The sequence below is a fragment of the Actinomycetospora cinnamomea genome (genome assembly GCF_003096675.1).
Lineage (GTDB): Bacteria > Actinomycetota > Actinomycetes > Mycobacteriales > Pseudonocardiaceae > Actinomycetospora > Actinomycetospora cinnamomea.
Genome location: NZ_QEKW01000026.1, coordinates 48,278 through 54,915 on the forward strand (window position 1 = coordinate 48,278; position 6,638 = coordinate 54,915).

General features: G+C 75.5%; 5 protein-coding genes. 1 reads left to right on the plus strand and 4 read right to left on the minus strand.

What is annotated here, in order from left to right; genetic code table 11:
* Nucleotides 1–4: 4 nt before the first annotated feature.
* Both ligD and C8D89_RS26845 read right to left on the minus strand, forming a co-directional pair.
* A complete protein-coding gene (gene ligD, locus C8D89_RS30585) occupies nt 5–2,581 on the minus strand; it encodes a non-homologous end-joining DNA ligase (protein ID WP_243418410.1) in 2,577 nt (858 codons plus the stop codon).
* A 41-nt stretch (nt 2,582–2,622) separates the two neighbouring features.
* Complete coding sequence (locus C8D89_RS26845) at nt 2,623–3,456, minus strand: SDR family oxidoreductase (protein ID WP_116711206.1); 834 nt, start codon at nt 3,454–3,456, stop codon at nt 2,623–2,625.
* Nucleotides 3,457–3,554: 98 nt separating this feature from the next.
* On the opposite strand from C8D89_RS26845, the gene C8D89_RS26850 reads away from it, so the two are divergent.
* Nucleotides 3,555–4,370: a GNAT family N-acetyltransferase gene (locus tag C8D89_RS26850; RefSeq protein WP_116711207.1), complete on the plus strand. Its 816-nt coding sequence runs from the start codon at nt 3,555–3,557 to the stop codon at nt 4,368–4,370.
* Here the strand turns inward: C8D89_RS26850 and C8D89_RS26855 are convergent.
* Both C8D89_RS26855 and C8D89_RS26860 read right to left on the minus strand, forming a co-directional pair.
* Nucleotides 4,334–5,362: a DUF1206 domain-containing protein gene (locus C8D89_RS26855; protein WP_116711208.1), complete on the minus strand. Its 1,029-nt coding sequence runs from the start codon at nt 5,360–5,362 to the stop codon at nt 4,334–4,336. The two genes, C8D89_RS26850 and C8D89_RS26855, sit on opposite strands and share 37 nt — an antisense overlap.
* A gap of 127 nt (nt 5,363–5,489) precedes the next feature.
* The gene (locus C8D89_RS26860) at nt 5,490–6,413 is read right to left on the minus strand and encodes a LysR family transcriptional regulator (RefSeq protein WP_116711209.1); all 924 of its coding nucleotides are present in this window, start codon (nt 6,411–6,413) and stop codon (nt 5,490–5,492) included.
* Between the last annotated feature and the right edge of the window lie 225 nt (nt 6,414–6,638).

A 6,638-nucleotide genomic window follows, 5' to 3' on the forward strand; every position in this document is an offset into this window, starting at 1 on the left:
TGGGTCAGAGAGCCGGCAGGATCTGGGCGCGGCCGACGAGGGGGCGCAGCGGGTCCCCGACGTCGGGCAGCCGGTCGAGCGCGGTGCGGATCGTCCAGCGGTCCGGGCGCAGGTCGGGGTCGTCGAGCTCGTCCCAGGCCAGGGTCATCGAGACCGGCGCGCCGGGGGCGGGCCGGGGGCTGAACGGCGCGACCAGGGTCTTGTTGATGGCGTTCTGCGTGTAGTCGAGCCGGGCCAGCCCGCGGCGGCGGTCGGTGTGCCACTCCCAGGACACGAGCTCCGGTCGGATCTGTCCGACGGCGCGGGAGAGCTTCTCCACCCAGGCGCGGGTGTCGTCGAAGGTGTAGCCGTCGGCGATCGGCACCCAGATCTGCACCCCGCGCTTGCCGGTCACCTTGGGGGCCGCGTCGACGTCCAGGTGCGCCAGCGCCGCGCGGTAGAGCCGGGCGAGGGTCAGCACGTCGGCGAACCCCACGGCCGGCCCGGGGTCGATGTCGATGAGAGCCCAGGTCGGCTGGTGCACGTCGGGCAGCCGCGAGGTCCAGGGGTGCAGCTCGATCGCCCCGTAGTTGGCCATCCACACCAGCGCCGCGGTGCTGTCGAGCACGAAGTAGTTCTGGGTCTCGTCGGGCTCCGCCTCGGGGTTGTGCCAGCGCCGCAGCCACGTCGGTGCGTGGTCGGGCACCTCCTTCTGCCAGAACCCGGCGCGGGCCGTGCCGTCGGGGTAGCGGTGCAGGTTGACCGGCCGCCCCGCGAGGTACGGCAGCAGGAAGGGGGCGACGCACGCGTGGTAGCGGACGAGCTCGCGCTTGGTCACGGGCGCTCCCCCGTCGCCGGGGAACAGGACCTTGTCCAGGTTGGTCAGCGCGAGCTCACGCCCGCCGACGGTCCACGTGCCCTTGGCGCCGAGGGCGTCGAGGGCGGCCAGCTCGTCCTCGGTGGCCCCCGCCTGGGCGCGGGTGTCGGCGGCGGCCAGCGGCACCTCGGCGGTCGCGGCGGGGGCGCCGCTCTGCCACATCGCCGCCGGGGCCGCGGCGACCTCGTCGTTGGTGCGCCCGGAGAGCACCGACCGCGGGTGCTCCTCGGGGTCCCAGCCCTCGACGGCGTGGTCGTCGTGCTTGTGCACGAGCATCCACTCCTCCTTCGAGGCGTCGCGCGACCGTCGGCGGACCAGGGCGAAGCGCCCCGCGAGCTTCTCGCCGTGCAGGTCGAAGTGCAGCTCACCGGCGGCGACGGCGGCCGCGGGGTCGCCGGTCTTGGCGGGCGTCCAGGTCCCGCGGTCCCAGACCACGACGTCGCCACCGCCGTACTGGCCCTTGGGGATCACGCCCTCGAACCAGGCGTAGTCCATGGGGTGGTCCTCGGTGTGGACCGCCATGTGCCGCGCCGACGGGTCCAGCGTCGGGCCGCGGGGCACGGCCCAGCTGGCCAGGGCCCCGTCGATCTCCAGGCGGAAGTCGTAGTGCAGGCGCCGCGCGCGGTGCCGCTGCACCACGAAGATCGGCTCGCCGGGGCTCGGGTCACCGCCCGCGGGCTCGGGGGTCGCCGTGAAGTCGCGCATGCGCTGGTAGGTCGCGAGCCGGTCGGGCGCCGAGGTCCCGGTCGACGGCGTCGCCGTGGGCGCCGCCAGCGGCAGGTCGATGCGGATCTCCTCGGGGTCGCGGTCCGGGCGCAGACCCCGCCACGACGCGTGCCGCAGACGACCGTCGGGGGTCACGTTGCGGTACTCGACCTCGCCGACGAGCCGCGGTTCGACCCAGCGGGCGTCGCGGGCGTGCTCGCGCGGGACGGTCTCGTCGAACGGGCTGTCCTTGCGCTGCAGCGGTGCCAGCCGCTCCTGCAGCGCGCGCAGCATGGCCTCGGTGAAGCCGGTGCCCACGTGCCCGAGGTAGCGCAGCCGCCCCTCGGCGTCCCGCGCGCCGAGCAGCAGGGAGCCGACCGTCGAACCCCGCCGCCCGCGGCCGGGCGTCCAGCCGCCCAGGACGACCTCCTGGGTGGACAGCACCGCGGTCTTCACCCACGCCGAGGACCGCCGGCCGGCCTCGTAGCGGGCGCTGCGGCGCTTGGCGACGATCCCCTCGATGCCGTGGGCCTTCGCGACCTCGAGCACCTTGGCCGGGGCCACGTCGGTGAACGACGGCGACACCGCCACGCGGGGCCACGTGTCGGCGCCCAGCGCCTCGAGCCGCGCGCGGCGCTCGTCCCACGGCCGGTCGCGCGTGTCCTCGCCGTCGGAGCGGAGCAGGTCGAACAGGTAGAGCGAGACGGGCACCGCGGCGAGCAGGTGCGCGTTCGGCGCCCGGACGTGCATGCGCTGCTGGAGCCGCCCGAAGCTCGGACGGCCCTGGTCGTCCATCGCCACGATCTCGCCGTCGAGCAGCAGGTCGCGGCCGTCGCCGAGCCCCGCGAACTCCGGGTAGCCGGCGGTGACGTCGTTGCCGTTACGGCTGGTGATCCGCACCCCGTCCGGGCCGGTCGCGATCAGCGCGCGCACCCCGTCCCACTTGAACTCGACCGCCCAGCCCGGCCCGGTCGGCGGGCTCCCCGCGGTCGCGAGCATCGGGAGCAGCTCCTCGGCCACGTCATCCCTCTCCGCTGGTGCTCCGGCCCACCGTCCCATCCTCACGGGCGGCGCCACGAGTCGTCGGGGAACGACAGGCCGGCCTGGGCGCCCATCAGGGTCACGCCGCCGTCGACGACCTGCGACGTGCCGGTGATGTACGCCGCGCCCGGGCTCGCCAGGAACGCCACCGCGGCCGCGACCTCGTCGGCGTGCCCCGGCCGGCCGAGCGGCGCGCCCGGGCGCGGCGACTCGCGCGGGTCCTGGTCGGGCTGCCCGGTCAGCGGCGTCGCGATCTCGCCGGGCGCCACCGCGTTCACCGTGATCCCGTCCTCGCCCAGTTCCAGCGCGAGCACCTTGGTGAGCAGCCCGATCCCGGCCTTCGCCGCGCAGTAGGGCGCCGCGCCGACGCGCGGGACGTGCTCGTGGACGCTGGTGATGTTGACGATGCGCCCGCCGCGCCTCGCCTCGCCCATCCGCCGTGCGGCGAGCCGGCTGCACAGGAATGCCCCATCCAGGTCGATGGTGATGACGTCGCGCCAGGTGTCGTAGTCCATGTCGACCACCCGGGTGCGGGTGCCGGTCCCCGCGTTGTTGACCAGGACCCCGAGCCCGCCCAGCTCGTCGGCGAGCTCGTCGACGGCGACGGTCGCTGCGGGCAGCTCCCGCAGGTCCATCTGCCGGATCGCGGCGCGCCGCCCGAGGCGCTCGACCTCGGCGGCGGTGGCCCGCGCCCCGCTCTCGTCGTCGCGGTGGGTGATGCCGACGTCGTGGCCGTCGCGGGCGAGCGCGACCGCCGTGGCGCGGCCGATGCCGGAGTCGGCACCGGTGACGACGGCGACGCGGGGGTGGCCGGTGTCGGCGGGGACGCCGGCGACGGGGGTCTCGGTGGTCATCCCGCAGCCGTACCCGTTGTCGACCGCCCGCCGACCACGAACCCGTGGCTCGTCGACGGCCCCTTGGCCCCCGAGCGCCCTGCCCGTTTCCTGGGGGCATGGCCCGAGAACGCGACGACGCGCCGGCGGTGCACCGCCGGGTCCGCCTGCGCTCCGGCGACGCCGTGATCGTGCGCAGCCTGCAGCCCGACGACGAGGCCGGGCTCGGCCGCATGTTCGACGAGCTGGGCGACAGCTCCCGCTTCCAGCGCTTCCTGTCCGGCAAGCCCTCGATCCCGCCGGCGGCGCTGCGCCGGCTGGTCGACGTCGACCACCGCGACCACGAGGCGCTCGTCGCCGTCCCGGAGGACGGCGGGGACGGCGGGGACGGCGGGGACGGTGGGGACCGCACGGTGCTCGGCGAGGCCCGCTGGGTCCGCGACGCCGACGACCCCGTGGTCGCCGAGCTGGCGATCACCGTGGCCGACGACTGGCAGCAGCGCGGGCTGGGCACCGAGCTGGCCCACCACCTGGCGCGCCGGGCCGCCGAGGAGGGCGTCGAGCGCTTCGCCGCCGAGGTCCTCACCGACAACCACGGCATCCGGCGGCTCGTCGAGCGCGTCGGCGAGGTCGAGCGCGACGACCAGGGCGACGGCGTCGCGGTCCTGCACGTCACCACCGAGGGCCACGAGGACCCGGCCGTGGACGACGGCGCGGTCCGCCGGGTGCTGCGGGCCGCGGGTCGCGGGGACTTCCTCGTGGTGCCGCGCCCGCTGCGGTTCTGGCTGCGCCTGTCCGGCCGGATCACCCGGACCCTGCTGATGCCGGTGGACGCCCTGCTGGGCCGGTCTCCGATGCGGTCTCAGGAGCAGTCTGAGATGCCGTCTCCGATACCGTCTCAGATGCGGCGGGTCCAGGACTCCGCGAACGAGTAGACACCGAACGCCGCGATCCCGACGCCGACCACGAGCAGGAGGAACGGGCCGAACGGCTGCCCCGCCAGGAGCGTGAGCGCCTGGTCGAGCCCACCCGCCGTGCGCGGGTCGGCCCGCCACGCCGCGACCACGAACAGCACGCCGACGATGGCGAAGGCGATCGCCCGCGCGACGTGCCCGGCGACGCCGAGCACCTCGACGGGCCGACGCAGGCGGTCGGGCAGGCGGTCGTAGTCGAGATCGTCGGAGAAGGTCCGCGCGATGCCCGTGTAGCCCATCGCCACGGCGATCCCGACGACCACGGCCCCGAGCACCGCCACGAGGATCCGGCCCGCGGGCAGCGTGAGCAGCCCCGCGGTCAGGCTCTCCGAGCCGGCCGAGCTGGAGGACCCCGACGACCCGGTCACGAGCAGCCGGACCCCGACGAGGGCGACGGCCAGCACGGCGACGGTCTTGGCTCCCGCGCCGACGCGTTTGCGGAAGCGCGTGCCCCCCGAGGTCCAGCGGAACCCGGTGGCCGCGGCCACGCCCTGCCACACCGCGAACGCCACCAGGCCGACGACCACCACGATGATCCCCACGAACCCGGGGGTGCCGGCGGCCAGCGCCCGAAGCGCGCCCTGCTGGTCGGGCTGACCCCCGCCGGCCAGCGCGACGTGCCCGGCGATGATCCCGATCAGCACGTGGACCAGCCCGTAGCCGGCCAGCCCGACCCGGCCGAGCAGCTCGACGGCGCGGATCGGGGCCTCGCCCTCGCCGCTCGTCCCGAGGCCCGCGAGCTCGCTGTAGACCTTCGACCCGGCCTGTTCGGCCCGGTTGCCGATCTCCTCGGCCGTGTCGTCGGTCCGTTCGGCCTCCCGGCCCGCCTCGTCGGCCTTCGCCTCGGCGCGGGACGCCTCCCGCTGGGCCCGGCGCTGGTGCCGGCCCGACGGCGCGTCCTCGCGGGAGGTGTCGGCGGCGGCGGCGTCACCCGAGGCGTCGGTGGAACTCACGTGCCGGGCCTACCCGGTTGCGCGCACCCCACCGCCCGCACTGTCCGGAACCTCACCGGGAGGGACCTCACCGGCCCGAACCTCACCGGCCCGAACCTCACCGGCCCGAACCTCACCGGCCCGAACCTCACCGGCCGAGTGCCGGCAGCGCCGTCCCGGCCACGTGGCGCAGCGCGTCGAGGCCGGCCGCGATCGCCGGCTGGTGCTGCGAGCCGGCGCGGACGGCGGCGACGACCCGTCGGGTGGGCACCGGCGGCGTCGTGATCGGGAGGCGCCGGGTGTCGTGGTGGGCGGGCAGATCCGCCAGCCGCGGGACGAGGGCGACCCCGTAGCCCCGGGCGACCAGCGCGGCGCCCGTGTCCCACTCGTCGGCGTGGTGGGCGATGTCCGGCGCGAAGCCCGCGGTGGTGCAGGCGAGCGTGACGAGCTGGTGGTAGGCGCGGCCGACGTTGCCGCAGATCCACGGGTCGGCGGCGAGGTCGCGCAGGGCGACGCCGCGGCGTCCGACCAGCGGGTGGTCGGGGCCGACGAGGATGTCGAGCGGCTCGTCGAACAGCGAGTGCTGGTCGAAGGCGGGGTCGGACACCGGCGGGATGCTGGGGGTGGCGACGACCACCGCGAGGTCGGCGTCGTCGGCCGCAAGCAGGTCGAACGAGCGGGCGGGCTCGCTCTCGCGCAGGTACAGGCGCATCTGGGGGTGCTCGCCCCGCAGGTGTTCCAGCGCCTTGGGCACGACCACGGCCGCGGCGGACGAGAACGCGGCGAAGCGCAGCGTCCCGCCCACGGCGCCGGCGCGGTGGGCGGCGAGGTCGGCCCTCGCCTGCTCCCACTGCGCGGCGAGGGTCTCGCCGTGCTCGAGCAGGGTGCGCGCGGCCGGCGTGAGGCGCACCCCGCGCCCGACGGGCTCGAGCAGCGCGACGTCGAGCTCGCGGGCGAGGGCCTGCATCTGGTGCGAGACCGCCGACGGGGTGAGCCGGCACACCTCGGCCGCGGCGGTGACGGTGCCGTGCCGGGCGATGGCCGCGAGGACGCGCAACCGCCGATCGATCATGTACCCACCGTACAAGATCATAGGTTCGACGTTTCGATGGACGTGGACGGAATGCGCCGCTGACACTCCTGACATGACCTACCGCGCGATCGTCGTCGGCCTCGGCGGGCTGGGCTCGGCGGCGCTCTACCCCAGGCCTTTCACCGGACCGGCTCTGACACCGGGGTCTGAATGACGAAAGGTGCTCCTGACCTGCGATGATCTGTCTTGCTGAGGGACAGAATC